Origin of the sequence: Streptomyces sp. NPDC056061 (assembly GCF_042266885.1) — a bacterium.
Lineage (GTDB): Bacteria > Actinomycetota > Actinomycetes > Streptomycetales > Streptomycetaceae > Streptomyces.
The window spans coordinates 271581-294393 of sequence record NZ_JBHJWQ010000006.1 but is presented as its reverse complement, the minus strand read 5'-3'; the positions used below and the strand labels follow the sequence as shown (position 1 = coordinate 294393).

General features: G+C 69.9%; 22 protein-coding genes. 8 read left to right on the top strand and 14 right to left on the bottom strand.

Annotated elements, in window-relative coordinates; translation table 11 throughout:
• The first annotated feature begins 81 nt into the window (after positions 1 to 81).
• Both hemB and ACFC79_RS12935 read left to right on the top strand, forming a co-directional pair.
• Positions 82 to 1080 (top strand): porphobilinogen synthase, encoded by a 999-nt coding sequence (gene hemB, locus ACFC79_RS12940; protein WP_376238889.1) that lies wholly within the window; start codon positions 82 to 84, stop codon positions 1078 to 1080.
• A gap of 191 nt (positions 1081 to 1271) precedes the next feature.
• On the top strand, positions 1272 to 1745 hold the full coding sequence (locus ACFC79_RS12935) for a hypothetical protein (protein WP_376238887.1): 474 nt from the start codon (positions 1272 to 1274) through the stop codon (positions 1743 to 1745).
• 87 nt (positions 1746 to 1832) lie between these two features.
• Here the strand turns inward: ACFC79_RS12935 and ACFC79_RS12930 are convergent, their stop codons facing one another.
• Together ACFC79_RS12930 and ACFC79_RS12925 are read right to left on the bottom strand one after the other, a co-directional pair.
• Entirely contained in the window at positions 1833 to 2417 is a 585-nt protein-coding gene (locus tag ACFC79_RS12930; protein ID WP_376238885.1) for a hypothetical protein, read from the bottom strand.
• Positions 2418 to 2453: 36 nt separating this feature from the next.
• The gene (locus ACFC79_RS12925) at positions 2454 to 2822 is read right to left on the bottom strand and encodes a hypothetical protein (protein WP_376238883.1); all 369 of its coding nucleotides are present in this window, start codon (positions 2820 to 2822) and stop codon (positions 2454 to 2456) included.
• A gap of 169 nt (positions 2823 to 2991) precedes the next feature.
• Between ACFC79_RS12925 and ACFC79_RS12920 the strand changes: the two genes are divergently transcribed.
• Positions 2992 to 4638 (top strand): restriction endonuclease fold toxin-2 domain-containing protein, encoded by a 1647-nt coding sequence (locus ACFC79_RS12920; protein WP_376238880.1) that lies wholly within the window; start codon positions 2992 to 2994, stop codon positions 4636 to 4638.
• 14 nt (positions 4639 to 4652) lie between these two features.
• On the top strand, positions 4653 to 5105 hold the full coding sequence (locus tag ACFC79_RS12915) for a hypothetical protein (protein ID WP_376238878.1): 453 nt from the start codon (positions 4653 to 4655) through the stop codon (positions 5103 to 5105).
• A gap of 69 nt (positions 5106 to 5174) precedes the next feature.
• Here ACFC79_RS12915 and ACFC79_RS12910 read toward each other — a convergent pair whose 3' ends face one another.
• From ACFC79_RS12910 to ACFC79_RS12885, 6 genes are all read right to left on the bottom strand, one after another.
• Positions 5175 to 5969, bottom strand: a complete 795-nt coding sequence (locus ACFC79_RS12910; RefSeq protein ID WP_376238877.1) for a DUF4253 domain-containing protein — start codon at positions 5967 to 5969, stop codon at positions 5175 to 5177.
• Between the two features lie 106 nt (positions 5970 to 6075).
• A complete protein-coding gene (locus ACFC79_RS12905; protein WP_376238875.1) occupies positions 6076 to 6315 on the bottom strand; it encodes a DUF397 domain-containing protein in 240 nt (79 codons plus the stop codon).
• Positions 6312 to 7097 (bottom strand): Scr1 family TA system antitoxin-like transcriptional regulator, encoded by a 786-nt coding sequence (locus tag ACFC79_RS12900; RefSeq protein ID WP_376238965.1) that lies wholly within the window; start codon positions 7095 to 7097, stop codon positions 6312 to 6314. The genes ACFC79_RS12905 and ACFC79_RS12900 overlap by 4 nt, the downstream gene beginning before the upstream one ends.
• Before the next feature lie 141 nt (positions 7098 to 7238).
• Positions 7239 to 7613 carry a hypothetical protein gene (locus tag ACFC79_RS12895; protein WP_376238872.1) on the bottom strand — a complete coding sequence of 125 codons (375 nt, stop codon included), beginning with the start codon at positions 7611 to 7613 and terminating at the stop codon, positions 7239 to 7241.
• An 11-nt stretch (positions 7614 to 7624) separates the two neighbouring features.
• The gene (locus tag ACFC79_RS12890) at positions 7625 to 8347 is read right to left on the bottom strand and encodes a hypothetical protein (protein ID WP_376238870.1); all 723 of its coding nucleotides are present in this window, start codon (positions 8345 to 8347) and stop codon (positions 7625 to 7627) included.
• Positions 8348 to 8552: 205 nt separating this feature from the next.
• Positions 8553 to 9311, bottom strand: a complete 759-nt coding sequence (locus ACFC79_RS12885) for a DUF4232 domain-containing protein (protein ID WP_376238867.1) — start codon at positions 9309 to 9311, stop codon at positions 8553 to 8555.
• A gap of 376 nt (positions 9312 to 9687) precedes the next feature.
• Between ACFC79_RS12885 and ACFC79_RS12880 the strand changes: the two genes are divergently transcribed.
• Positions 9688 to 11274, top strand: a complete 1587-nt coding sequence (locus ACFC79_RS12880; protein ID WP_376238864.1) for a helix-turn-helix domain-containing protein — start codon at positions 9688 to 9690, stop codon at positions 11272 to 11274.
• A 114-nt stretch (positions 11275 to 11388) separates the two neighbouring features.
• On the opposite strand, the gene argS is transcribed toward ACFC79_RS12880, so the two are convergent.
• The gene (argS, locus tag ACFC79_RS12875) at positions 11389 to 13155 is read right to left on the bottom strand and encodes an arginine--tRNA ligase (RefSeq protein WP_376238963.1); all 1767 of its coding nucleotides are present in this window, start codon (positions 13153 to 13155) and stop codon (positions 11389 to 11391) included.
• Between the two features lie 306 nt (positions 13156 to 13461).
• On the opposite strand from argS, the gene lysS reads away from it, so the two are divergent.
• Positions 13462 to 15240, top strand: a complete 1779-nt coding sequence (gene lysS, locus ACFC79_RS12870) for a lysine--tRNA ligase (protein ID WP_376238861.1) — start codon at positions 13462 to 13464, stop codon at positions 15238 to 15240.
• Positions 15241 to 15451: 211 nt separating this feature from the next.
• Here the strand turns inward: lysS and ACFC79_RS12865 are convergent, their stop codons facing one another.
• From ACFC79_RS12865 to ACFC79_RS12855, 3 genes are all read right to left on the bottom strand, one after another.
• Positions 15452 to 17041 (bottom strand): DUF2637 domain-containing protein, encoded by a 1590-nt coding sequence (locus ACFC79_RS12865; RefSeq protein ID WP_376238858.1) that lies wholly within the window; start codon positions 17039 to 17041, stop codon positions 15452 to 15454.
• A 288-nt stretch (positions 17042 to 17329) separates the two neighbouring features.
• Positions 17330 to 18151, bottom strand: a complete 822-nt coding sequence (locus tag ACFC79_RS12860) for a DUF3558 domain-containing protein (RefSeq protein ID WP_376238856.1) — start codon at positions 18149 to 18151, stop codon at positions 17330 to 17332.
• A 210-nt stretch (positions 18152 to 18361) separates the two neighbouring features.
• Positions 18362 to 19234, bottom strand: a complete 873-nt coding sequence (locus ACFC79_RS12855) for a DUF3558 domain-containing protein (protein ID WP_376238854.1) — start codon at positions 19232 to 19234, stop codon at positions 18362 to 18364.
• A 171-nt stretch (positions 19235 to 19405) separates the two neighbouring features.
• On the opposite strand from ACFC79_RS12855, the gene ACFC79_RS12850 reads away from it, so the two are divergent.
• The gene (locus ACFC79_RS12850) at positions 19406 to 20599 is read left to right on the top strand and encodes an RtcB family protein (RefSeq protein WP_376238851.1); all 1194 of its coding nucleotides are present in this window, start codon (positions 19406 to 19408) and stop codon (positions 20597 to 20599) included.
• A gap of 203 nt (positions 20600 to 20802) precedes the next feature.
• Here the strand turns inward: ACFC79_RS12850 and ACFC79_RS12845 are convergent, their stop codons facing one another.
• Complete coding sequence (locus tag ACFC79_RS12845; RefSeq protein WP_376238848.1) at positions 20803 to 21561, bottom strand: SDR family NAD(P)-dependent oxidoreductase; 759 nt, start codon at positions 21559 to 21561, stop codon at positions 20803 to 20805.
• 55 nt (positions 21562 to 21616) lie between these two features.
• Positions 21617 to 21952, bottom strand: a complete 336-nt coding sequence (locus ACFC79_RS12840) for a YnfA family protein (protein WP_376238845.1) — start codon at positions 21950 to 21952, stop codon at positions 21617 to 21619.
• A gap of 203 nt (positions 21953 to 22155) precedes the next feature.
• Here ACFC79_RS12840 and ACFC79_RS12835 point away from each other — a divergent pair, with 203 nt between their 5' ends.
• Positions 22156 to 22740, top strand: a complete 585-nt coding sequence (locus ACFC79_RS12835) for a hypothetical protein (RefSeq protein ID WP_376238843.1) — start codon at positions 22156 to 22158, stop codon at positions 22738 to 22740.
• Positions 22741 to 22813 lie beyond the last annotated feature (73 nt).

Genomic DNA, 22813 nt, shown 5'->3' with positions numbered 1-22813 from the left:
CCGGGCCTCTGTCCGTTTCGCTCGGTTTTTCCGGCACCGGTGTCGGTAAGTCGGTGATGTGTACGGGTCTAGTCTCGAAGCATGACTGTGTACGGAAACTTCCCCGGCTCCCGCCCCCGGCGGCTGCGGACGACCCCGGCGATGCGGCGCATGGTCGCCGAGACACGGCTCGACGCGGCGAACCTGATCCTGCCCGCGTTCGTACGCGAGGGCGTCGACGCCCCCGTGCCCATCTCGGCCATGCCCGGCGTCCACCAGCACACCCTGGACACGCTGCGGAAGGCCGCCGTCGAGGCGGTGTCGGCGGGGGTCTCCGGGATCATGCTCTTCGGCGTTCCCGAGGACGAGAAGAAGGACGCCCGGGGCACGGCGGGCACCGACCCGGACGGAATCCTCCAGGCCGGTCTGCGCGCGGTGCGCGAGGAGGTCGGCGACGACCTCGTCATCATGTCGGACCTGTGCCTGGACGAGTACACCGACCACGGCCACTGCGGCGTGCTGACCGCCGACGGCCGGGTCGACAACGACGCCACGCTGGAGCGGTACGCCGAGATGGCCCAGGTCCAGGCCGACGCGGGCGCCCATGTGGTCGGCCCGAGCGGCATGATGGACGGCCAGGTCGGGGTGATCCGGGACGCGCTGGACCAGACGGGCCATGAGGACGTGTCGATCCTCGCGTACGTCGTGAAGTACTCCTCGGCGTTCTACGGGCCGTTCCGCGAGGCGGTCGGATCGTCGCTCAAGGGCGACCGCAAGACGTACCAGCAGGACCCGGCGAACGCCCGTGAGTCGCTGCGCGAGCTGGCGCTCGACCTCGAAGAGGGCGCGGACATGGTCATGGTCAAGCCGGCCGGACCGTACCTGGACATTCTCGCGAAGGTCGCCGACGTGGCGGACGTGCCGGTCGCGGCGTACCAGATCAGCGGTGAGTACGCGATGATCGAGGCCGCCGCCGAGAAGGGCTGGATCGACCGTGACGCGGCGATCCTGGAGAGCCTGACGGGCATCCGTCGGGCCGGTGCGCAGATGATCCTGACCTACTGGGCGACCGAGGTCGCGCAGCGGCTGGGCGGTCGCTGAGCGCGGCCCCGGTACGGGACGGCTCTTCGGGGCTGTCCCGGTGCCGTACTTCGGCCAGAACCCGGACGGGGGCGGCGCAGGTGGAGTGGACATGCGAGGCATGCGGGCAGCCTGTGGAACAGGCCGAGGGGATGACGGCCGCCGCCGCGGTACGGGCTCACGCCCGGCAAACAGGCCACGATGAGGCGGGTGTGCGGCGTGAGTTGCCCTCGGGCACGGTGCAGCGTTGGCGTACCGAGGCCGAGCGGGAGCGGCAGCGGGCCGAGGAACGTGCGCTGCGGAGCGAGGAACAACGCCGTCGGGCGATGTCGCGGACGGACGGACAGGGCGATTGGGGCGACCGGAGCGCGTCCGCGAGGGGCTTGGTCCTGCCGGAGTTCCGGATGCCCGCGCCCGAGTGGCCCGCGCTGGGCGGTCTGGGCGCGATTGTTCTGGGGTCCCTGTTGCAGGGGGTGGGCTACGAGGTCGACTGGTGCGCGAAAAACCCGGAGAGCGGCGGGTACAACATGCGCGTGTCGGGGTCGTGCGTCGACATCCTGGCGGATGCCTCCGCGTTCGAGGTCTTCGCGGGTCACGTGTGGTTCTGGATGCAGCTCGCGGGGGTCGTGTCCCTGGTCACGGCGGCGGTGCTGTGGGTACGGGTCCACCTCGCGCCGAGGGGCTGAACGCCGAGGGGCTGAACGTTGAGGGGTTGAACGTTGAGGGGGGCGACGACGGTTCGGCCGTTCCGCGGTGTCGGCGGTGGCGCCGTCTCAGGCCGTGGGTCCTGGCGTGTTCCCCCAGGCGGTGAGGACGCGGGTCGCCGCGCGGCCGAGTTCGGGGTCGGGGGCGAGGGCGCGCAGGATGTCGGCGCGGGCGTCGTCCGGTCCCGCGCTCTCGATGGCGGCAAGGGCGTTGTGACGGACCAGGGGGTCTTCGTCCTCATCCTTGTCCTCATCCTCGTCGTACTCCCCTTCGCTCTTCGGCGCGTTCAGCACCAGGGAGGCCAGGGCATCATGCACGGCCGGGTCGTCGGCGTAGGGGCCGAGCGCGGCGGCGGCGTACTGGCGGACCAGGTCCTCGTCACGGTCGTCGAGCGCGGTCAGCAGGGCTCGGGCCGCCGTACGGGCGGTGGCGGGGTCGGACGGGGGCCACAGGCGCAGGATCGTGGCGGCCTCGACCCGGGCCAGGTCGTAGGCGTGCGGGTCGGCGACGACGGAGGCGAGGAAGGGCGCCGCGTCGTCGGCGGTGTCGTCGGTGCCGAGTTCCGCGACGATCGCGCGCCTGCGGTCGTCGTCGGCGGGCAGGGCGTGGAACTCCGCGACGAGGCGGTGGAGATCGTTCGGGGGCTGCGGCATGGACGGTTTCCTTCTCCGGGGCTGCTGAGGCTTCTGTCAGGGCCAGTCGACCATGCCCATGAACAGCAACGCGGCGAGGACCACGATTCCGGGGGCGAGCACGGCCAGCCCGAGGCCGACGGGTGGCCTGCGCCGCCACAATGACCAGCTCGCCACCAGGGCGACCAGCGCCAGCACCAGGCCGCAGTTGAGCACCGTCCAGGCGGGCTCGAAGCTCGCGTCGAAGCGGTGGGCCGCGGCTTCCATGCAGGAGTCGCAGGCCATGGGCGAGAGCCCGGCGAAGAACAGCGTGAGGCACGCCAGCGGAAGCGTCACGATCGTGGAGATCAGCGAGGCGATCCAGGTGCGCGGTGTACGGGCGGGGGCGTCCGTGGGGGCGGTGCTTCCGGTGAGGGCATCGGTCATGCGTACGAGTCAACGCGGCCTGTCTGCCGGGCACATGAGTGCGCGTACCTATCGCTCGGCCGGTGGCCGGACGGGGAGCGAAGGGTTAGGCGGAGAGAGCTTGCACCTCGACGGGGTGAGCACTGCGATGGGCCGATAGGTTGACGATTCAGGTCGGCAGGGGGAAACGATGACTGGACCGGTACCGGACTTCAAGTTCATCGCGGAAGGCATGATCCGCGGTTCCATGGGACTTCTCGACACGATGCGGGGAGCTCGTGACACGGCCATCGCCTTGAGCCGTGAGTTGGGACGGCAACACGGGATGGCTGGGGACGACGACGCAGGCCGGGCGTTTGCCAAGGTGTACGTATCGGCGGCCTCCGCCGCACTCGACAAGATGGGCTTCAGCTCCTACGTCCTGGGCGAGACGAGTAAAGGGCTTATGCGCAACGCCCGCGAGTTCATGGCCGAGGAGAGCCGATTGGTCGCAGCTTTCCTGGGGCGGCAGGCCGATCTCACTACAGGTATGGGAGACCCAGGGGCCGACTGCACGGAGAACTACCTTGGACTCGGTCAGGAACTCCCCGAAGTAGTTGGGGAGACCGCATGGTACGACCAATACGCCCCCATGGGACGCGGCGATCGGTTTCGTGGCTCACCGGAGAAGATCCGGGACGTCGCCGGCTCCTGGCGTCATGCAGGCGTTCTCATGCAGCGTTTCCTGGAAGATGCCCAGGCCTACGCTCTGACGGCTAGTAAGGCACACTCAGGTCAGGCATCCAACGCTTTTCAGCAGTACGTCAAGTACTCCGTCGGTCTCACGTGCCCTCCGGCGAAGGCTCAGGAGGATGAGCCGCTGGTGACCAACCTCGTGGCCGCCTGTACGCAGCTCGCCAAGGCCTGTGACCGGTACGCCGACCACGTGTCGGAGGCGAAGGAGAAGATCACTCAGCACAAGACCGACCTCTTCGCAGTTGACGTGCCCTGGGATCAGCCGATGTTCGGGGGCAACGGATACGACGGCGGACTGCTCGATGCCGTGCTCGGCGACTCCTGGATCAGGGACCTCGGCTCCGTGGGGCATGCGCTGGACTCCTCCGTCGCTCGCACCAAGCTCCCCAACGCCGATGAGTCGCCGCCCGTCCTCCCGGGGTTGCCACTTCTGCCGCCTCTCGTACCCGTGCCTGCGCCCATACCGGTTCCCGTCGTACTCGCGTCCTACGCAGGGCGGGCACCGGCACTGGCGCCGATGATCAACCCGGTTGATTCGACCATTCCCTTTGCCGACCCCATTCCGCCAGTTCCGGGTACGACCCATCTGCTCACGGCTCCGGAGCAGCGGCAGTTCCGTTCGTGGATGAACAGCCTTCGGCCCGGTGGCCTTGCGGGCGGCGGTGGTCCGGGGGCCCCGGACAATGCATATCAGCTCCGAGTCGCCGGCTATCCCGAGAGGGAAGTGCCCTTGCTCGGGAGTAAGCGTGGACTGATGGTGGACGGCATACGCCCCCTCGACGGACACCTCGTCGAGGCCAAGCACGTGCGGGATCCGGATTGCACCAAGAAGAGCTTCCGCACTCTCGACCGCGTTGAGGAGACGCTGGCCAAGCCCGTCAAGATCAACAAACAGGGGGCGATCTCGTGGGACCCTGTCGTCGACTCCATGTACGCGGGAGACGAGAAGGAACTCGTTCGCTACAAGCAGGCCATGGCCAACCCCATGAACAGCGAGATCAGAGGACTGGAGATCGCGACTAACGGCAGGGACAACGCCGCCTATTGGCAGTCCATGATGGCGATGACGGGTACGCCTGGCTCGACACGCTATGTCCCTTGAGAGCGAGGAAGCGCGTGGCCACTGAACGTAATATCCGGACGAATTTTGCTTTCTACCCCCCCGAGGGTGACGGCGGATCCTGGCACGCCACGCTTGAGTCCCTGGAAAGGGCTCTGCGAGGGGCGTTCCCCGAGCCGACCATCGGGTACCGGAGATCCGGCATCCACGGGATGGACGTGCTCGACTTCGAGATCGAATTGGCGCCAGATGTCTGGGTGGATGGGACTGCGGCGTTCACTGGCCCCGGCTATGCCTACATCACCCTCACCGACGTGACCGCCGACGAGGCCGCCGTCTTCGCGCTCTGGCTCCGCGATTCCTTCGTTCCGGCGCCACACGTCGTGCGCTTCGCGAGCAGCCTTGCCATGGCTAACGGGGAGGACACCCCTTCGTTGCTTCCCGTCGATGGCGGTCGCGAGGCCGTCAGCGGTCTGCTGCACCGACACCTTGCCGCCTTCGACCACTGACCGGTGCCCCCTTCGGCCGGGCGGATCCGGTCGGCCGGAGGGGGCAGAACGGGGTGGGCCCGGCGGGAGTCAGTCCCACCAGAAGGACCAGGTGGTCTGGTCGAGGATGGACTTCTCGGCGTAGTCGTCGAGGTCGTAGGGCGGGCTCTGGTTGATGTTGTCCGGGCAGAACGCGAAGTGTTCGGCGGCGAGCGCCCGTGCTTCGTCCATGGTGGTGGGCGGGCGGCCGACGGAGACCGTGAGGGTGTCGAAGCCCAGCATCAGGACGCGTATGCCGTAGCGGTCCTCCCAGGAGCGGAGGACGGCGCTGAGCTTGGCGGTGTCGTTCTCGTAGTTGAGCGGGCCGGACCAGCCGATGGCCGCCGGGATGTCCGCGCTGCGGCGGGCCGGGACGAGCGCCGCACGGAGGGTGGGGAAGAAGCCCTCCGGGCCGGTGAACAGGGCGGCGAGTTCGGCGGCCTCGGCGTCGGGTGCGAGGGCGGAGTCGGTCTCGGCGACGGCCGGGGCCAGGCCGGGCCAGGCGGCGTGGGCGGCGTCGAGCTCCTCGGGGGCGCAATCGGCCCAGTACTTGGCGAGGACCTCCTCGACGTCGTGGTCGCCCGGGTAGGACATGTCCTCGGGGATGAGGTCCCAGTCGTCGGGCCACTGGTCGCGTCGCCCGCCGTCGATCAGCACGGGCAGCAGCCCGAGGGGTCGCCCTGCCGTGCGGAGCTGGTTCCAGGCGCCTGAGGTGACGGGGCCGTCGGTGTACCAGAGCAGGGGTTCGTGCCAGGTGCCGTCGATGGTGGTGTCCACCAGGGAGCCGGGCGGGAGCTGGAGCCCTGAAGTGGCCAGGGACGGGAGCGGGTTCGGGAGCGTCGCCATGGTGGTGAGCGTACGGGCGGCCACTGACACCCGGGCCGTGGAAGAGGGGAGGGGGCGGTGGACCGGTCCCGTGGGCGGGTGGGGCCCGTGGGACCGGCTGCGCCGTTCAGTTGCCGACGTGGGTGGCGAAGGCCGTCCAGGTGGTGGGGGTGACGGTGAGGACGGGGCCGTCGGGGTTCTTGGAGTCGCGGATGTGGATGGCGGCGGGGTGGGCGGCGACCTCGACGCAGGCCCCGCCCTCGCTGCCGCTGTGGCTCGACTTGTGCCAGTCGTAGGCGACTTCGAGGCACTGCCCGCCGTCGCTGCCGCTGTAGCTGGACTTGAACCACTCAAGTGTGCTGCTCATTGCTCTCCCAGCAGACGGTCCAACAGGCCCACGGTGTCTTCGGGGTTGAGGGCCTGGGCTCGCAGCATCGCATACCTCTGGGTGAGGATGCTCACCTCGTCGGGGTCGGCGATGAGCTGGCTGCCGCGCTGGGACTCGGAGTAGGCGAGGTGCTGGAAGTCCGGGGTCTCCAGGAGGGTGAAGGAGCCGTCGAGGCCCGCGTGGGTGCGGCTGTTCAGCGGGAGGACCTGGAGGCAGAGGCCGGGGAGTTCGGCGCAGGCGCGCAGGTGGCGCAGTTGTTCGCGGTGCTGCTCGGCGTCGAGGAGTTGGAGGGTGAGTACCGGTTCCCAGATGACGAAGCTGGTGGTCGGGGGCGAGGGGCGGTGCAGGATCTCCTGGCGCTGGACGCGGCTCGCGGTCTGGACCGCGATCTCCTCCTCGCTGTAGGCGGGGATGCGGTTGCGGAAGACGGCCTCGGCGTAGGGGGCGGTCTGGAGGAGCCCGGGGAGCACCTGGTTGTCGTACCAGGAGAGGGCGAGGGCCTCCTGTTCCAGGTCCAGGTAGCGCTCGACCCACGCCGGGATGAGGTCGATCTCCGGCATGTTGTCCACCGCGGTCTCCAACGCGCCCTGGGTGTGGAGGAGTTCGTCCAGGCGCTGGGCCAGATCGGGTTTCAGGGGGCGTCGGCCCTGTTCGATGGAGGCGATGGTCTCCACCTGGTAGCCCACGAGTTGGGCGAGTTGGAGCTGAGTCAGTCCGTTCGCGATGCGGAACAGGGCGACCAACTTGCCCACGAGCTTCATTGCGGAGGCGTTCTTGCGCCTGCGCTTACCGGTCCTGGGGTGCATACGAATCGAACTCCCACCGATGCGCGCACGTCACGCGCGTATGACCCGTACAAGAGAACTGTACGGGTCACGGGCGCAGTTGGTGTGTCGCGTCGTTCAGCGGTCGATCGTCCATGACGTGTCCGGGGGCGGGGTGCCGTGGGCGAGGAGGTGGCGGACGATCCGGAACGCCTCGTCGAGCGGGACCGTGTCCTCGTCGGGGTACTCGTCGTCCTGGCCGTTCTCCAGGACGAAGCCGTCGCTCCAGACCTCGGCCCCGGGGTCCGTCGCGTGCTCACCGGGGTCGCCCACGCCGTCGAGCAGCATCACCATCGCCCGTTCGGTGTTCGTGACGACGGCGAGGCGTCGGCCCGTCGAACTCGTCAGCCACGATTCGAGCTTTCCGGCGGCGATCCTGCTGCCGAGTTCGTCCACGGCTTCGTCGGCCGTCACCGGCGCGGTGCCCTCGATGAAGGCCCAGGTCTCGATCACGGACACGACCTTTACAGCTTCTTGCCGCACAGGAGGCGGTCGGCCTTCGAGATGTTGGTGTCGAACATCGACCTCTCGGTGAACACCGCATCGGCCTTGTAGTCGCAGGGGTCGTCGAAACCGCCGATCCTCTGGTCCTTGAGGATCAGGAAAATCCGGTGGGTGGCACCGCCTTTCTGCCCCTTCGTCCGGCAGGCGACCTCACCGACCGCGGCGCCGTTCTCCTTCGAGTCGCTGTGCACGCAGTCGCCGACCTGGATGCGGGGGCCGCCGCCACCGCCGGGGTCGCCGGGGTGCGGCGGCTTCAGGTTGCGCATGCAGGCGTAGCCCTCGCCGTGCGGCTGGGTGTTCTCCAAGAGGGCGAGGCTGACCGGGACGTCGATGACGAAGTCGGTGTTCTCGGCGCAGACCGTGGCCGAGAAGGGGGTGGCGTTGCCGCTCTCCAGTCGGAGGGTGACCTGTGCGACGGCCTCGGGGCTCTTGCACGGGACCTCGCGGTACACGTCCTTCTTGCCCTTCTCGGGGGCCGCGCACTCGTTGTCGTCCAGGTACAGCGCGCCGTAGGACGGGTTCACGCTCGGGCTGGGCGGGGCGGCGGTCGGGCTGCCGGATTCCCCGCCCGTGGCGTCGCTGTGGCTCCCGGTCGCCTTGCCGCAGCCGGTGAGGAGCGCCAGGGCGAGAACCACCACGGTGGCGGCGGCGCCCGCCCCGGTGATGCGCGCACGTGGTGCCATCGGTCTGCCGTTCGTTCTCGTATGCACGCCGTTCCCCCTCGGGTCTCGATCCTCAAATCTTAGGATCTACTGCCCTTGGGGGAACGGTGAGTTGTCATCCGGCCGGGCTTCTCGGTCTCCGGCCGGGCTTCTCGGTCTCCGGCCGGGCCTCTCGGCCGGTCCGGTGCGCGAGGGGTGCTCGGCAGTTTCGGCTGCTTCGGCAGGTTCAGTAGGTGAGGGCGACGTCCATCTCGGTCTGCCAGTAGGTGACGAAGCCGTTGTTGCCCCAGACGGTGTCGGCCGGGAGCTTCAGCTTCGCCGAGGAGCCCGTGGAGCCGGAGTTGCTCTTCCCGGTGAAGAACACCTCCAGGTGCGTGCTCTTGTTCAGGTCCGTGCCGTCGGTCTCACCGAACAGGCTGATCCCGGCGTACGCGGACTGGCCCGGCTCAAGGGTGACCACGGCCTGCGGGATGCTGTCACGGAGGACCGGGAACGCGGCCTGGGCGTCGTCGAAGCGGAGCGCCGGTGCGTGGTACGCGTAGCAGGGGCGGTTGCCCGTGTTGGTCGCGGTGAGCAGCAGGTGGTTGATCGGGCGGCTCACCTTGCTGACGGTGACCTTGGTGTTGTCGCCGGTGCAGGTGACGGGGGTCCGGTCGGTGCTGCCCTTGCCGCCGCTGCTCGCGCCGGCGTTGCCCGTTCCGGAGCCGGAGCCGGAGCCGGAGCCGGAGCCGGAGCCGGAGCCGGAGTCGGAGTCGGAGCCCTTGGAGGTGCCTGCGGTGTTTTCGGCGGGGGTGTTGGACTTGCCGCCGGTGTCCTTCGCGTCGTCGCCGTTGCCCGTGGTCGCGGACTGCTGGGCGCTGCTGTTCGCGGCCGGAGCGGTTCCGGCTGCGGCGGCGTCCTCGTCACCGTTGCAGGCACTGAGGGACAGGGCGGCCAGGAGGGCGGTGGCGGCGAGGGCGGTGGTGCGGATGCGGTTGCTGCGCATGGTGAAGGTACTCCCCGTGAAGTGATGTCGAGCGGTGTCGAGCAGAGTCGAGCTGAGGTCTGTGTGCGGGTTGAGGCCATCTGCGGTGCGGTGGTGAGGCCGCTCAGTGACGGCAGCTCAGGTGCACCACGATCGCGGTGGTCACGACCAGGACGCAGATGGCCAGGGCATCGATGGGTTCGATGCGGAAGCGGGTTCGCATTGCGTCGTCCCGGTGGTTTCTGCGGTGTGGTCACAGATTGCGGGACATCGGATTCCGGCCGCAACGCCGAACGGGCCATTGGGGAAGCTGGAATGCCTGCGCGTACCCTGACCTGGGCAGATTCCACGTCCCTGGAACGGTGTTCTGGGACGGACCAGGAGGGGGAACGCCGCAGTGGCGACGTCGGAGGCCGAGGATTTCGCGGCCCTGCTGAAGGAACTGAAGGGACGGTCGGGGCTCAGCTACGGGGTGCTCGCCGGAAGACTGCACGTCAGCACCTCGACGCTGCACCGGTACTGCAATGGGGACGCCGTACCGAACGAGTACGCCCCGGTGGAGCGGCTCGGGCGGCTGTGCGGCGCGAAGCCCGACGAACTGGTGGAGTTGCACCGGCGGTGGATCGTGGCGGACGCGGCGAGACGGCGCCCGGCGTCGACAGCGGTGGCCGAGGCCGCTCCTGCTCCCGCCGCTGCTTCCGCTCCCGCTGTTGCTTCCGCTTCCGCCTCTGCCCCCGTGCCCGTCTCCGGCCCCGGATCGGTGGACGGTTCGGAAGGCGGTGCTCCGGATCGTGCCCCGGATCGTGGCCCGGCGTCGGCCGAAGGGCCGGGCGCGGAGCCCACCGGGACCGGTGAGGGGGACGCCAAGGGGGCGGGGGACGGCGGGAACGACGTCACCGCGACCGGGCCGACGCCCTCCGGCACCGTCTCCGACACCGTCGCCGTCCCTGCCTCGGTTCCTGCCTCCGGCTCCGGTGCCGTGACCGCAGACGCGACCGGTGCCGGCACGGCGGACGCCCGGCGTCGGCGGTTCCGGGCCTCGCCGCGCATGCGCGTGCTGCTGGCGGCGGCGGCCGTCGTCGCGCTGACCGTGCCGACCACGATCGTCGTCGGCAAGCTCTCCGACAGGGGCGACCAGACGTGGTCCAACGCGCCCATGGTGGACGGGGTGCCGAACGACGATGCGCCCGCCCGGCCCGGGGCGGCGGACGGGAAGCGGACCGCGTCACCGGGTACGCCGAGTGCGTCGGTCACGTCCGGGGCTCCGGGGAGCCCGTCCCCGGGGACCGGGCGGACGCCCTCCAATTCCGCGTCGGCCGGGAGCGGCAAGGGCGGCGGGTCGGGTTCCGGCGGGCGGACGAGCAGCGGGGTGCCGGTGAGCGCCACCATCAGCTCGTACAACTGGGACGAGCCCTGCGGCAAGTACTACGTCCTGGACCAGAAGCCGGAGGACGTGCCGCCGCCCCCCACACCCCAGGTCACCCGGGGCTGGGCCAGGGCGCTCGGCGGGGTGGACGGCAAGAACCTGCTGCTCGAAGTGACCGTGCAGGGGAAGTCGGACGAGGCCGTCGTGCTGAACGGAATACACGTGCGGGAGGTGTCCCGGAAGGCGCCGCTGCCCTGGACGGCGTACTCGATGGGGGATGGCTGCGGCAGCGGCATCGTCCCGCAGTCCTTCGACGTCGACCTCGACGACGTCACTCCGGTCCTGAAGCCCGTCGCGGGGCAGCAGGGGGACGAGCGGGTGCCGCCGAAGGACTTCCCGTTCCGGGTGTCGAGTACCGATGTGGAGGTGCTCGACCTGAACGTCCATGTCGAGGGCCACGACGTCAGCTGGTTCCTGGAACTGGAGTGGAGCAGCGGCGGGCGCACCGGGACGCTGCCCATCTACGACGGCGGGAAGCCGTTCCGTACGAGCGCCATCTCGGCACTGCCCCTGTACACGTACCGGTACGACACGGCTCAATGGGTGCCCCACGAGTGATGCCCGGTGGGCGACCGGCGACCGGCAGCCGGCCACCGACGGAGCACGGCCGCCCACCGGATCGGTGGGCGGCCGTGGAGGCTGCGGGGCTCGGTGGCCCTGCCGGGTGGACCGTCAGAGGCGCTCGGGCGTCCTGATGCCGAGCAGCTCCATGCCCCGGCGCAGGGTGCGGGCGGTCAGGTCCGAGAGGAAGAGGCGGTTCTCCGCCACGTCCTGCGGGACGTCGGACTTCAGCACCGGGCACTGGTCGTAGAACGTCGTGAACAGTGACGACAGCTGGTAGAGGTACGCGGCGAGCCGGTGCGGCTCGTACGCGGCGGCGACCTCGGACACGACCTCGCCGAACTGGTCCAGGTGCAGGCCCAGCGCGCGCTCGGCCGGGGCCAGCTCCAGCTCCGGGTGCGGCTGCGCCTTCAGCTCGCCGGCCTTGCGCCGGATGGAGCAGGAGCGGGCGTGGGCGTACTGGATGTACACGCTGGTGTCACCGTTCAGCGACACCATCTGGTCCAGGTCGAACTTGTAGTCGCGGGCCGCCGACGTCGACAGGTCCGCGTACTTCACCGCGCCGATGCCGACCTGCGTGGCGCGCTCGGTGATCTCCTCGTCCGTGAGGTCCTGCGCCTTTTCGCGCACGACGGCGGAGGCCCGGTCGATCGCCTCGTCGAGCAGGTCCGCCAGCCGGACCGTCTCGCCCTCACGGGTCTTGAACGGCTTGCCGTCCTTTCCGAGCACCGTGCCGAAGGCCAGCTGCACCGCCTTGACGTCCTCGTTCAGCCAGCCCGCCCGGCGGGCCGTCTCGAAGACCATCTTGAAGTGCAGGGCCTGCCGTGCGTCCACCACATAGAGCAGGGTGGACGCCTTGAGGTTCTGCACCCGGTCGCGGATCGCGGAGAGGTCGGTGGCCGCGTAGCCGAAACCGCCGTTGGACTTCTGCACGATCAGCGGCACCGGGTTGCCGTCCGGGCCCTTCACGTCGTCGAAGAACACGCAGAGCGCGCCCTCGGAGCGGACGGCGACGCCCGACTCCTCCAGCAGATGGCAGGTCTCGGTCAGCATGTCGTTGTAGCCGGACTCGCCGACGATGTCGGCGTCACGGATCTTCATGTCGAGCTTGTTGAAGACCGAGTAGAAGTAGATCTTCGACTCGTCGACGAAGCGCTGCCACATGGCGAGGGTCTCCTCGTCACCGGCCTGGAGCGCGACGACCCGGTCCCGGGAGCGGGCCTTGAACTCCTCGTCCGCGTCGAAGAGCGCCCGGGACGCCTTGTAGAGCCGGTTCAGGGAGGACATGGCGGCCTCGCCCTCGCCCTCGCCACCCTCGTGGTTCAGCTGGTCCGGGTGCTCGATCAGGTACTGGATGAGCATGCCGAACTGGGTGCCCCAGTCGCCGATGTGGTGCCTGCGGACCACGGTCTCGCCGGTGAACTCCAGGATCTGCGCCATCGCGTCGCCGATCACCGCCGAGCGGAGGTGGCCGACGTGCATCTCCTTGGCCACGTTCGGCTGGGCGTAGTCGATGACCGTGGTGCCCGCGGCGGCGTTGTGCGGCACGCCGAGCCGGTCCTCGTCGTCCGCGTCCCGCGCGGCGAGGGTCTCGATGATGGACCGGTCGCTGAGCGTGATGTTCAGGAAGCCGGGGCCGGAGACCTCGATCTCCTTGATCGGCCCGCCCGCCGGGATCGCGGCGGTGACCTGGGCGGCCAGCTCGCGCGGGTTGCCCTTGAGCTTCTTGGCCAGGGCGAGGATGCCGTTGGCCTGGAAGTCGGCCCGGTCGCTTCGTCGCAGCAGCGGGTCCGCGGCGCCTGCATCCGGCAGTGCTGCCGTCAGGGCGTCCGCGAGCTGCTGCTGGAGCGTGGAAGCGAGGGAATTGACCGAGGCCATGGGCTGGCTGCCGTTTCCGTAGGGGTACAGGGGCACGATGACGCAGCGTGGAGGCTGCGAAGGATCACAGCCAGTATTCCACGGTGAGTAAAGCCGTTTTCGCGCTGCCGGTGGGACCTGGGAGAATGGGGGAGCCCGTTCGCCGGTGGAGGGGGAACGCCCCGCACCGGTTCAGGAGGGCTCCGAAAGATCCCGACCGGGGCTGTCGCAGAGGTCCCGACCGGGATCCCGCCGGAGGTCCCGACCGGGTTCCCGCTTGGTTCCAACAGGGGTTTTCGCCCTACGAGTCCTACAAGAGAGAAGGACGTGCAGACCGTGGCTCAGAGTCAGAGCAGCACCGAGGCCGACTGGGTCTCCCGCTTCGCGGACGACGTGATCGCCGAGTCGGAGCGTCGTGCGCCTGGCAAACCGGTCGTCGTCGCGTCCGGCCTCTCCCCGTCGGGGCCGATCCACCTCGGCAACCTCCGCGAGGTCATGACCCCGCACTTGGTCGCCGACGAGATCCGCCGCCGCGGACACGCCGTCCGGCACCTGATCTCCTGGGACGACTACGACCGCTACCGCAAGGTGCCGAACGGTGTCCCCGGTATCGACGAGTCCTGGGCCGAGCACATCGGCAAGCCGCTGACGTCGGTGCCCGCCCCGGCCGGGTCCGCGTACCCGAACTGGGCCGAGCACTTCAAGGCCGCCATGGTCGAGGCGCTGGGCGAGCTGGGCGTCGAGTTCGACGGCATCAGCCAGACCGAGCAGTACACCTCGGGCGCCTACCGCGAGCAGATCCTGCACGCCATGAAGCACCGGGCCGACATCGACGCCGTGCTCGACCGGTACCGGACGAAGAAGGACCCGGCGGGTGCGGCGGGAGCCCAGGGCGCCAAGGGCGGCAAGAAGCCGCAGCAGCAGAAGAAGGTCGACGAGGCGGAGCTGGAGGCCGAGGAGGGTTCCGGCGCGGCCTCCGAGGACGACGGCAGCGGCGGTTCGGCCGGCTACTTCCCGTACAAGCCCTACTGCGGCAACTGCGAGAAGGACCTCACCACCGTCACGTCGTACGACGACGACAGCACCGAGCTGAACTACACCTGCACGGCCTGCGGCTTCGCCGAGACCGTCCGGTTGAACGAGTTCAACCGCGGCAAGCTGGTCTGGAAGGTCGACTGGCCGATGCGCTGGGCCTACGAGGGCGTGATCTTCGAGCCGAGCGGCGTCGACCACTCCTCCCCGGGCTCCTCGTTCGTCGTCGGCGGACAGATCGTCCGCGAGGTCTTCGACGGCGTGCAGCCGATCGGCCCGATGTACGCCTTCGTCGGCATCTCCGGCATGGCGAAGATGTCCTCCAGCAAGGGCGGCGTGCCGACCCCGGCCGACGCGCTGAAGATCATGGAGGCGCCGCTGCTGCGCTGGCTGTACGCGCGACGCAGGCCGAACCAGTCCTTCAAGATCGCCTTCGACCAGGAGATCCAGCGGCTGTACGACGAGTGGGACTCGCTGGCCCGTAAGGTGGCCGACGGCTCGGTGCTGCCGGCCGACGCCGCCGCGTACGCGCGGGCCGTCGGCACGGCGGCCGGTGAGCTGCCGCGCACCCCGCGCCCGCTGCCGTACCGCACGCTCGCGTCGGTCGTCGACATCACCGGCGGGCACGACGAGCAGACGCTGCGCATCCTGAGCGAGCTGGACCCGGAGAACCCGCTGACCTCGCTGGACGAGGCCCGGCCGCGGCTCGATCGGGCCGAGAACTGGATCACCACCCAGGTCCCGGCCGAGGCCCGCACCATCGTCCGCGACGAGCCGGACAAGGAACTCCTCGGCTCGCTGGACGACCAGGGTCGCGAGTCGCTGCGGCTGCTGCTGGAGGGGCTGGACTCGCACTGGTCGCTGGACGGGCTCACCACGCTCGTCTACGGCGTGCCGAAGATCCTTGCGGGCCTGGAGCCGGACGCCAAGCCGACGCCCGAGCTGAAGGTCGCGCAGCGGTCGTTCTTCGCGCTGCTGTACCGGCTGCTCGTCGGCCGGGACACCGGGCCGCGGCTGCCCACGCTGCTGCTGGCCGTGGGTGCGGAGCGGGTGCGGAGGCTGCTGGGGGCGTAGGGCCCCGGGCATTCTCGAACGGCGGTTCTTGAACGGCGGTTCTTGAATGGCGGTTCTTGAACGACGGCGATCGCCGGGTGGACTGTGGTTCGGTCCGCCCGGCGATCGCCGTTTTCGGTGGAGTTCCGGCCTGCGCGGCTGTGCGTCGCATGCCGGGGATGTCCACGGCGTCCGTGATGGCGTCCGTGACGGTGCCCCGTGACGGCGTGCGTCAGGCGATGTGGTTCTCCGCCATCTCGTTGTCGAAGCGCTGCTTGAAGCCGGGCAGCATGCGGCGGAGCAGGGCCGCGCTGCGGGGGTGGCTGACGTTGTGGACGTCGGAGAGGTGTATGTCGAGGACCTCCGCGCTCGGGTGGGCCTGGTGCGCGTGGGTGTACTCGGCGAAGACCTGATAGGCGATCGTGCCGAACTCGGCCTCGGCCTCGGCCCATTCGGACGCGTCGGCCTCCTGCTGCCGTGCCGGGCGGGGGGCCGCCTCGGACACGGGCTCGGGTTCGGGGGCCGGTTCGGGGGCCGGTTCGGCTTCGGCCTCGGGTCGGGGCTGGGGCTCCGGTTGGGGCTGGGGGTGTGCTTGTTCCTGCTGAGGGTGCGGCTGGGTGTGCTGCTGCGGTTCCGTCCGGGGCTCCGCGGCGCGCGTGCCCGGAATCGTACCGATCGTGCCCACGTTGCCCAGCGGGCGGGTCCGGCCGCCCGGCCCCAGCGGCACCATGACCGGCGTGGGCTCCAGCCCCTCTATGTACGTCGGGTCGTACGCGCTCTCGTACGCGTCGTTCGGCACCTGGGGCGCCGCGAACCAGGGGCTCTCGTGCGAGCCGGGGCCCTCCTGGGGCCACTGCTGCATCGCCGCCGGGTCGGTGGGGTGCTCGTGCTGCGGCCCCTGGGCGTGCGGGTGCTGCTGCTGTGCCTGGCCCTGCGGGTTCTGCTGGTCCTGCGGGTCCTGTTGGTGCTGCTGGCTGTGCGGGTGCTGCGGGTTGTACTGGTCCTGCGGGTCCTGCGGGTCCTGCGGGTGCTGCTGGTTCTGCTGGGGGTTTTTCTGCGGGGCGGAGTCGGCGTGCGGCAGCTGGGGCGGGAAGCCGTCCGTCTCCGCGGCGGACAGCGCGGGGGCCGGAGGCAGCAGGACCGGCTCGACGCCCGCGGCGGCGAGGCCGGCCCCGGCGGTCTCGGCCAGCGGGACACCGTACTTCGCGAGGCGCAGCGGCATCAGGGCCTCGACGGGGGCCTTGCGGCGCCAGGCGCGGCCGAAGCGGGCCTGGAGCCGGGCCTGGTAGACCAGACGGTCCTGTTCGAGCTTGATGACCTGTTCGTAGGAACGGAGTTCCCAGAGCTTCATCCGCCGCCAGAGCCGGAACGTCGGCACCGGTGAGAGCAGCCAGCGGGTGAGCCGCACGCCCTCCATGTGCTTGTCGGCAGTGATGTCGGCGATCCGTCCCACGGCGTGCCGGGCGGCCTCGACGGAGACCACGAACAGCACCGGGATGACCGCGTGCATGCCGACGCCGAGCGGGTCGGGCCAGGCGGCGGCGCCGTTGAAGGCGATCGTCGCGGCGGTCAGCAGCCAGGCCGTCTGGCGCAGCAGCGGGAACGGTATGCGCAGCCAGGTCAGCAGCAGGTCCAGGGCGAGCAGGACGCAGATTCCCGCGTCGATGCCGATCGGGAAGACCAGCGAGAAGTTCCCGAAGCCCTTCTGCTCGGCGAGTTCGCGCACCGCCGCGTACGAACCCGCGAAACCGATCGCGGCGATGAGCACCGCACCGGCGACCACGAGCCCGATGAGTACTCGGTGGGTGCGTGTCAGCTGCATCGCGGCCACCCGCGTTCCCCTCCCGTTTCACGTGTCCGACGCCTCGTCCGGCGTCCCGTTGCGGCGTCGTGTTCGGCGTGCTGTGCCGACTTCCGGCCGGGCACAGCCTGGCACATGGGGGTGCGGGGTGTTGCGTGGGGAGGGGCGGAAGCCCGGTACTCGGGGGAGTACCGGGCTTCGTGAAACGGCCGTACGGCAGGGACGACCGGGTGGAATCCGTGCCCGTGCCGGGTGGGGAGGGCGGGGCCGTCCGTCGCTGTCCGTCGCCGTCCGGCCGGGTCCGGCGGGCTACTTCTTGTCGTCCGCGGCGGTCGTCTTGTCCGGTGCCGTCGTCTTGTCGGGCGCGGTGGTTCCGGCGGGCTTGGTGGGCTCGCCCGCCGGGTCCTGCTGCGTGCCGCCCGAGGCCACCGAGGCGACGGCCTCCTTGACCGCCTTCTCGGCGCCCTTCAGGATGTCGTCGGCGGAGGGCGTCTTCGCGCCCGCGTAACCCGCGCCGTTGTAGGTGAGGGTGACGACGACGTTCGCCGTGCGGGTCACGATCGTCGCGTACTTGAAGTCCTCGCTCGTCTTGGTGAGGTCGTACGTGATCGTGGTGGCCTGATCGCCGATGCCCGTGAGGGACGTTTCGGCGATCTTCTTCGCGCCCTCGGCCGCCTTGGCCTTGGTGACCTGCTTCGCGAAGTCCTGCTGGGCGCGCTCGGCGCCGCTGCCCAGCGCCTGGTCCGAGTCGAAGCGGGTGAACCCGACATCGAGCCAGCGGTACTGGGAGCCCTTCACGCCCTTGTCGTCGAGGCCGTTCCAGGAGCAGCCGGCGCGGGCGCTGGTGTCGCTGGACTTGGCCGGTGTACCGGCCTTGGTCTTCGTCTTGGGAACCAGGGCGGTGACCGTCTTGGCGCCGATCGTCTTGCACGGGTCGGGCAGCTGGGTGAACTTCGCCGGCTCGACACTCGCCTTCGTCTCCTTCGCGTCCGGCGCGGTGGACGACGAGGACGAGGCGGAGTCCTTCTTGCCCTCGTCGCCGGAGTCCGACGAGCAGCCGGCGACGACGAGCATCACCGGAACGGCGGCGCAGGCGAGTATGCGGGTGAGTCGCGGGGCTGAACGGTGCATGGTTCCTTCACTCGGGTGGCGCGGCGGGCGGGCAGGCTGCCGGGGCTCGGCCTGGTCCGCCGGGTGGCCGGGCGCGTTCGGTCGGCGGTGCCGGACGGGGCCCGGCGGGTGGTACGGAGGGCCACGGTACGACGGACGGGGCTCGGGCGTTGCCCGGGACGGGCACCCTGGGAGCGCGGGGACGGTCGGCCCGGGGCCCGGCGGTTGCGCCTATTCGGCGAACTTCTCGACCAGCTTCCGGGCCAGGGACCGGGCTCTGTCCTGCAGTTCCTTGCTGTCGGGAACGGCGGTGGGGACGGCCGGCTGCTCGGTGTACTCGATGGTGACGATGACGTTCGATGTGCGAAATACCACGCTCACCGTGCGGTTCTGCGCGGCCGAACCGGCGCGGACGAGCCGATCGTTCAAGAACGCGTTGTCGCCGAGGCCGTCGAGGGTGCGCGGCAGGAGGCTCTCGTCGGAGTCGGCATCGCCGTTTCCGTCGGTGTCGGTGTCGGTGTCGGTGTCGGTGTCGGTGCTGGTGCCGGTGTCTGTGCTGCTGTTCGACGCCGTGCCTCCCGCCGTGCTCGCGCTCTCGGCGGGAGGCGAGCCGGGCAGGGCGGAGCCCGACGGAGGGGGTGCCTGATTCTTCGTACTGCCGGGCGTGGGGGCGGAGGAGGGGAGGCCGGCGGCGGTCTGCTTCTTCGTGTAGACCTCGCGGGCGCGGTCGTCGTCGCTCACCGAGGGGTCGTAGGACACGACGCGTTCGAAGTCGATGAAGAGGGCGTGCGAGGTGCCGGGGGTCTCCGCCTTCCAGCGGCAGCCGACCCGGCGGTCGGTGTCGTAGGTGACGGCGGCCGTGCCCCTGTACACCTTCTTCTGCTGGTCCTCGGGGAGTTCGGCCGCGCCCGGGAGCAGGTCCTTCAGCGCGGCCGAGGGGACGGCGCGGCAGGCGTCGAGAAGGGTGCGGTACTTGCCCGGGGCCGCCGTGGTGGCGGTCGTTCCACCGGGCTTGCTGTCGGCGGCGGAGCCACCGGTTCCGGTGTCTGCGCTGCATCCGACCACCAGCGCTGCCAGCAGTGCGGTGCCGGGTACGTACGCCATTCGCCGCACGATCCTGGGCTCCCTTCGTGCGAAAAGCGGTTGCCGCTCGACGGCGACCGGTGGAGACAATGTGTATCGCACGCGCCGCTGTGAATGCCGGTCGGCCGACTCATTCGCCGACCTTGGCACCGGTTTTGCGCTTTCAGGTTTTTCGGGGGGAATAGAGGAGTTATGTCGTATGTAGAGGTGCCGGGCGCCAAGGTCCCGATCCGGATGTGGGCCGACCCGGCCTCGGTCGAGGACGCGGCGATGCAGCAGCTGCGCAATGTGGCCACTCTGCCCTGGATCAAGGGGCTCGCCGTCATGCCGGACGTTCACTTCGGCAAGGGGGCGACGGTCGGTTCGGTGATCGCGATGCACGGTGCGGTCTGCCCGGCCGCGGTGGGCGTGGACATAGGCTGCGGGATGTCCGCGGTGAAGACCTCCCTCACTGCCAATGACCTGCCGGGTGACCTGTCCCGGCTGCGTTCGAAGATCGAGCAGGCCATTCCGGTGGGCCGCGGGATGCATGACGATGCAGTGGATCCGGACGGGCTGTACGGCTTCCGTGCGCCGGGCTGGGACGACTTCTGGGAGCGGTTCGGCGGGGTTGCCGAAGCGGTCCGGTTCCGTCAGGAACGCGCCACGAAGCAGATGGGGACGCTCGGATCGGGCAACCACTTCATCGAGTTCTGCCTCGACGAGTCGGGTTCGGTCTGGCTGATGCTGCACTCGGGGTCGCGGAACATCGGCAAGGAACTTGCCGACTTCCACATCGGCCAGGCGCAGAAGCTGCCGCACAATCAGGACCTGATCGACCGCGACCTTGCGGTGTTCATCGCCGACACCCCGCAGATGGCGGCCTACCGGAACGACCTGTTCTGGGCACAGGAGTACGCGAAGTACAACCGCGCCATCATGATGGCCCTCTTCCAGAACGTGGTCCGCAAGGAGTTCAAGAAGGCCAAGGTGACCTTCGAACCCGTCATCTCCTGCCACCACAACTATGTGGCGGAGGAGCGGTACGAGGGCATGGACCTGCTGGTCACCCGGAAGGGCGCCATTCGTGCGGGCTCCGGGGACTTCGGGATCATCCCGGGGTCGATGGGGACGGGTTCGTACATCGTGAAGGGTCTCGGGAACGAGAAGTCCTTCAACTCGGCTTCGCACGGCGCCGGACGGAGGATGAGCCGGAACGCCGCGAAGCGGCGCTTCTCGGCGCAGGACCTGGCGGACCAGACACGGGGCGTGGAGTGCCGCAAGGATTCGGGCGTCGTGGACGAGATCCCGGCGGCGTACAAGCCGATCGAGCAGGTCATCGAGCAGCAGCAGGACCTGGTGCAGGTCGTCGCCAAGCTCAAGCAGGTGGTGTGCGTGAAGGGCTGAGCCCGGCACCGCGGGCCCACCCGGCCGGGACGGGGGTACGGCCGGGTGGGGGTACGGCCGCGGTGTGGTGGTGCGGTCGGGCCGCGGTGGTGCGGTCACCGCGGTGGAGCGGAGGCATGGCGGCGGCGTGATGGTGTGGTCGAACGGAGGGGCTCCGGACGGGGTGGTGTGTTCCCGGGGCTCCTCCGTGGTGTTGTCCGGGGTCAGGCGGTGCGGTGGACCTTGGTGTTGGACGCCTGGGCGCGGGGGCGGACTACCAGGAGGTCGATGTTGACGTGGCTGGGGCGGGTGACGGCCCAGGTGATGGTGTCGGCCACGTCGTCGGCGGTGAGCGGGGCCTCGACGCCCGCGTACACCTTGGCCGCCTTCTCGGTGTCACCGCGGAAGCGGGTGGTGGCGAACTCCTCCGTCTTGACCATGCCGGGGGCCACCTCGATGACGCGGACCGGGGTGCCGACGATCTCCAGGCGGAGGGTCTCGGCAAGGACGTGCTCGCCGTGCTTGGCGGCCACGTATCCGCCGCCGCCCTCGTAGGTGGAGTGGCCCGCGGTGGAGGAGAGGATGACGATCGTGCCGTCGCCGCTCCGGGTGAGGGCGGGAAGCAGGGCCTGGGTGACGTTGAGCGTGCCGATGACGTTCGTCTCGTACATCTGACGCCAGTCGGCGGGGTCACCGGTGGCGACGGGGTCGGCGCCGAGTGCGCCGCCCGCGTTGTTGATGAGGACGGCGAGGCTGCGGAACGCCGTGGCGAACTCCTCCACGGCGACGCGGTCGGTCACGTCCAGGGCGTAGGCCGTCGCCTGGTGCCCCGCCTCGTTGATCTCGGCGGCGAGTGCCTCGATGCGGTCCTTGCGGCGGGCGGTCAGGACCACGCGGTAGCCGGCGGCGGCCAGCTGCCGGGCGGTCGCGGCACCGATGCCACTGCTCGCTCCGGTGACGACGGCGATCGGGGTGGCGGCCATGACGGGGCTCCTCGGGCAGCTGGTCGGTACCGGGTCAGGATAGGCAGGCGCGCCGTCAGTGGTTTCGCGGGGCGTACATGATCACGGCCATTCCGGCCAGGCAGATCAGCGCGCCGATCACGTCCCATCGGTCGGGGCGGTAGCCGTCGGCGACCATGCCCCAGGCGAGCGAGCCCGCGACGAAGACGCCTCCGTACGCGGCGAGGATGCGGCCGAACTCGGCATCGGGCTGGAGCGTGGCGGCGAAGCCGTAGGCGCCGAGCGCGATGATGCCGGCGCCGATCCAGATCCAGCCGCGGTGCTCACGTACCCCCTGCCAGACGAGCCAGGCACCGCCGATCTCGAAGAGCGCGGCGACGACGAACAGGGCGATGGAGCGAGCGACAACCATGCCCGCAGCGTGCCATGGCGGCGCGTGGGACGGATGTGGGGGTGTGCGGAGGGGCGGGTGGGGGTGAGGCCGGGGAGGTGAGGGAGGAGGCGCGCCGAACTGATGGATGAATATGGATAATTCGGGGCAATCTGTATCTTCGGTGCATGGTGCTGACGCGTAGAGCTGTGCCCGTGGTGTTCTCTGCGGCAACGGTCGTGGCCATGACCGCGGCTGTGGTCGTGGCACTGGGGGCGGGGGGAGCGGCTGGGGTCGCGAGCCGGTCCGTGACGGGGACGAGGCCGGAGGCGGAGGCGGAGTCGGGGCTGGGGGCGGAGCCGGGGTCGGGGCTGGTGGGGCGGTCGCCTGCGGTGAAGCCGGTGACCGGGACGGGGAGCGGGATGCCGGCCGGGAGAATCGCGCCGGAGGCCGATGTGTCGCATCACGGGCATGCCTCGCTCTGGGGGACGGGGCTCGGGGTCTGGGTGCGGAGCCGGAACCACGGCCCCTCGAATCTCGATGGCGTCACCGTGCGGGTGCATACCTCGGTACGCCTTTCCGGGCGGCAGGAACTGTCGGAGGGCTGCGTGCAGGCCGACGCGCAGACCGTGCTGTGCCGGACGGGTGCTTTGCGCGCGGACGACGACGAGGGGCGGCAATTCGCTCTCGAACTACAGGTGGCGGGACGGCCGGACGAGGTCGTCGTGCGGGTCGACACGCGATGGAACGGTGGAGCGACCGACCGGAACCCGAAGAACAACGAACACGATGTCCTGGTTCTGGCCACGGGGGACGAGTACGTCTTCTGACCCATCCCCTGGTCGGTTTTCCGGGCGGTCATTCGGACGGGGTTCCGGTCGGGGTCCTGGTCGGGGTTCCGGT

What these genes read in the sequence shown, in the direction of transcription:
- hemB (WP_376238889.1), top strand. Translation starts at nt 82, where the DNA reads ATGACTGTGTACGGAAACTTCCCCGGCTCCCGCCCCCGGCGGCTGCGG.
- ACFC79_RS12930 (WP_376238885.1), bottom strand. Translation starts at nt 2,417, where the DNA reads ATGCCGCAGCCCCCGAACGATCTCCACCGCCTCGTCGCGGAGTTCCAC.
- ACFC79_RS12925 (WP_376238883.1), bottom strand. Translation starts at nt 2,822, where the DNA reads ATGACCGATGCCCTCACCGGAAGCACCGCCCCCACGGACGCCCCCGCC.
- ACFC79_RS12920 (WP_376238880.1), top strand. Translation starts at nt 2,992, where the DNA reads ATGACTGGACCGGTACCGGACTTCAAGTTCATCGCGGAAGGCATGATC.
- ACFC79_RS12910 (WP_376238877.1), bottom strand. Translation starts at nt 5,969, where the DNA reads ATGGCGACGCTCCCGAACCCGCTCCCGTCCCTGGCCACTTCAGGGCTC.
- ACFC79_RS12905 (WP_376238875.1), bottom strand. Translation starts at nt 6,315, where the DNA reads ATGAGCAGCACACTTGAGTGGTTCAAGTCCAGCTACAGCGGCAGCGAC.
- ACFC79_RS12900 (WP_376238965.1), bottom strand. Translation starts at nt 7,097, where the DNA reads ATGAAGCTCGTGGGCAAGTTGGTCGCCCTGTTCCGCATCGCGAACGGA.
- ACFC79_RS12890 (WP_376238870.1), bottom strand. Translation starts at nt 8,347, where the DNA reads ATGGCACCACGTGCGCGCATCACCGGGGCGGGCGCCGCCGCCACCGTG.
- ACFC79_RS12885 (WP_376238867.1), bottom strand. Translation starts at nt 9,311, where the DNA reads ATGCGCAGCAACCGCATCCGCACCACCGCCCTCGCCGCCACCGCCCTC.
- argS (WP_376238963.1), bottom strand. Translation starts at nt 13,155, where the DNA reads ATGGCCTCGGTCAATTCCCTCGCTTCCACGCTCCAGCAGCAGCTCGCG.
- ACFC79_RS12865 (WP_376238858.1), bottom strand. Translation starts at nt 17,041, where the DNA reads ATGCAGCTGACACGCACCCACCGAGTACTCATCGGGCTCGTGGTCGCC.
- ACFC79_RS12860 (WP_376238856.1), bottom strand. Translation starts at nt 18,151, where the DNA reads ATGCACCGTTCAGCCCCGCGACTCACCCGCATACTCGCCTGCGCCGCC.
- ACFC79_RS12855 (WP_376238854.1), bottom strand. Translation starts at nt 19,234, where the DNA reads ATGGCGTACGTACCCGGCACCGCACTGCTGGCAGCGCTGGTGGTCGGA.
- ACFC79_RS12850 (WP_376238851.1), top strand. Translation starts at nt 19,406, where the DNA reads ATGTCGTATGTAGAGGTGCCGGGCGCCAAGGTCCCGATCCGGATGTGG.
- ACFC79_RS12845 (WP_376238848.1), bottom strand. Translation starts at nt 21,561, where the DNA reads ATGGCCGCCACCCCGATCGCCGTCGTCACCGGAGCGAGCAGTGGCATC.
- ACFC79_RS12840 (WP_376238845.1), bottom strand. Translation starts at nt 21,952, where the DNA reads ATGGTTGTCGCTCGCTCCATCGCCCTGTTCGTCGTCGCCGCGCTCTTC.
- ACFC79_RS12835 (WP_376238843.1), top strand. Translation starts at nt 22,156, where the DNA reads ATGACCGCGGCTGTGGTCGTGGCACTGGGGGCGGGGGGAGCGGCTGGG.